Here is a 2,888-nt window from a genome sequence, read left to right on the forward strand (position 1 = left end):
TTTAGCTGGATTTGGCTATATTCTCGCCACATTGCCCGGAATCGCAGAATCCCCGACAGACCCTTCTAGAACTTGTATAGTCGATGGTTGGAAACTGGGATTAATTATCACCCACGTGCTGGTTTTTGCCCTCATCCCTCTGGCGATGAGAATTTTTGACAACAGTTTAAAAAATTTAGGACTGACATCAAATATTTTTGCGTCGCAACTGGGGCTAGCTTTTGTGATGGTGGCGATCGCTTCAGAAATTGGTTGGCACGTCACCCAATGCTGGTATTATCAAAACGATTTTACGATGCTGAATTTCATGTTTTACTTTTTCTTGATTTCAGGATTTGCGCTGTGGGCGGATGGGTTAGTGGAGAAGACTACTATCATCACCAATTTAATTAACATTGTGTTTGCCATCAGTCTGTTAGTTGTTTCAATTTTGTACCCTTTAGGTTATCAAGCCGGTAACGATAATTTTAAGATTCCTATCTATATTGTACTTACTCTAGTTTTGGGTGTGTTGACCTATCGAGGCTATACGATACTCCAAGATTGGAAAATTATTCTTTTCCCAATTTTCTCCGTTGGAGTCAATTTAACCTTTGTGTTTCTTCTAGATAAATTTGGAGGGAATCCCTATAGTGATCCGCAAGTGACTTTCAATGCTTTATTTCATATCCTTCACGATTTATTAGGAACCGAAGCTGGATTAGTCATCTTTACCTGGCTTTTCTATAATAAAGGCATTGCTCAAAAAAACTCCAAAGCTACATTAGCGGCAGAAAAAAATTAGTATTTACTAATTTTGATATATACCAGTTTTAAATTTTCCTGGGTAATCCTAGCTATTTAGTATTACTCATTTTTTTTTAAATTATCATTATAAACAAAGTAGTGACAGTGGCGGGGTGAGGAAGTGAGGAGTGAGAAGTGAGGAATGTCGGTTATTAAATTATTGTCAAAAAAAATTTAGATGGCTTTGCCCTGGGGGCTAAAGCCCTGCGTCTCCTTTGCACTAGGGACAAGCAAAGGATCATACCAGTCTTCTAGGATCTGGTATGATTTTTTGTTCACGTTGAACTGCAAGTGTTTGAATTATCTGTTTGTTAGTTTGAGACAAGTGTCAAGGAATCTAAACATCACTATCTGGATATGGTGAGATTTTGTTGCCCAATCAAATTCTGAATATGCTACAAAGATGGTTACCTAAGCTAGGTCAACCTTAATCGAGAGGATAGTTTTACACCGGTGGGAAATTTCAGTCAGCTCTTAGAACCAATTGCTAACCAATTTAGAATTTTAGGTATTCCTGAGCCAGTGGTGCATTGGGGACACCCATTGATGATGGGAATTGTGGTATTGATTATGGGTAGCTTTGTGGGAATAGCAGGATGGCGTGGCCGAGTAGTATCTGATCCTGAAATAGCACTACAGAGTCGCAGTAATCATCGAAAAATAGCACCCTGGATGTTTATTTTTATCGCAGGTGGCTACACGGGTGGGGTTTTGTCTCTGGTAATGCAGTATCAGCCAATTCTAGAAAGCCCCCACTTTTGGACAGGATCAATCGTACTGATTGTGCTGGCTGCTAATGGGGTGATTGCCTTGACTGGCTTTGGCGGAAACAAAGCATTGGTGCGTAGCGTTCATGCCTACTTAGGAAGTACGGCACTTTGCCTGCTATTGCTTCATGTTGTTTTGGGCTTAAAGCTAGGTTTATCGATCTGATGAAGCCTGCCACTGGTACAGTAATAAGTCTTGCTTATATTCTGGGCTTACTGTCTACAGGGATTCTCAACTTACCGACTGGTGAGATTCCCTGGCAAGAGTACAGAGCTTTGGTAACAGGATTAGTTGTCACAGGGATAGTGGCTGCGATCGCATTCCCCAGGTTCTGGCGCACAGGACCAAAACCAAGATTATGGGTAGCAGCAGGACTAATCTCGGCCTTGGCGGTGGTCTATTTTCAATTGCGGGTACCACAACCAGAACTGAATGACATTAGCGAATATGTCCCCTCAACCAATAGCATTGCTCCAGAGCAACTGTTTAAGGTTGAAGGCAAAGTGGAGAGTATGCCTCGCCTGACCCGAACTCAGCGTACACAATTTTGGTTACAAGCTACTCAGTTAACTGAAATTGAAAGTCGCGAAGATGGGGGAGCGATCAGTCAGGGAGTGACAGGCAAGTTGTATGTGACTGTGCCATTACTTCAAGGAACTGGTATCTACCCAGGTCAGATAATTAGCGTAACTGGGGTTTTATATAAACCCAAGCCAGTGACTAATCCCGGAGCCTTCGACTTTGGAGCCTATCTTGCCCGTCAAGGGGCTTTTGCTGGTTTGAGTGGGCGTCAAATAAACTTTGATGAGGAAACTATTGGCAAACCCTGGGGATGGTGGAGACTGCGACAACGTATTATCCGTTCCCAAGTTCGCTTTTTAGGCTCTCCCACAGGTCCGTTAGTCAGTTCAATGGTTTTAGGACGTCGTGCTGTTGATTTGCCCTACGATATCCGGGATCAATTTATTCAGGCTGGGTTAGCCTATACCTTAGCAGCATCTGGATTCCATGTCTCTTTGCTGTTGGGTTTTGTCTTAGCCGTTACCAGGGGTTTAAGCAAGGAAAAGCAGTTCAGTATTAGCTTGAGTGTACTGTTAATTTACGTGGCATTAACTGGACTGCAGCCATCGGTAATGCGGGCGGCTCTGATGGGGGTGGGTGCCCTAATTGCCTTAGTGACGGCACGGAAAGTTAAGCCTTTAGGGTCACTCTTGTTAGCAGCAACACTGTTACTCCTATTTAATCCTTTGTGGATCTGGGATTTGGGATTTCAGCTGAGTTTTCTGGCCACCCTAGGATTACTAATCACTGCACCAGGGATTATCCAACGTTTG

The 2,888-nt window shown here is 43.0% G+C and carries 3 protein-coding genes; all 3 read left to right on the forward strand.

Annotation, left to right across the window (positions count from 1 at the left end):
* A partial coding sequence (locus F6K20_RS32365) for a hypothetical protein (RefSeq protein ID WP_287297501.1) occupies positions 1-784 on the forward strand: 784 nt, incomplete at its 5' end.
* Between the two features lie 455 nt (positions 785-1,239).
* Positions 1,240-1,719, forward strand: coding sequence for a DUF4079 domain-containing protein (locus F6K20_RS32370; RefSeq protein ID WP_008178438.1), 480 nt, complete (start codon positions 1,240-1,242; stop codon positions 1,717-1,719).
* The coding region (locus F6K20_RS32375) for a ComEC/Rec2 family competence protein (protein ID WP_287297502.1) at positions 1,719-2,888 on the forward strand (1,170 nt) is incomplete at its 3' end. The genes F6K20_RS32370 and F6K20_RS32375, both read left to right, overlap by 1 nt.

The sequence above is a fragment of the Moorena sp. SIO2C4 genome, from assembly GCF_010672485.1.
Taxonomy (GTDB): Bacteria; Cyanobacteriota; Cyanobacteriia; order Cyanobacteriales; family Coleofasciculaceae; genus Moorena; species Moorena producens.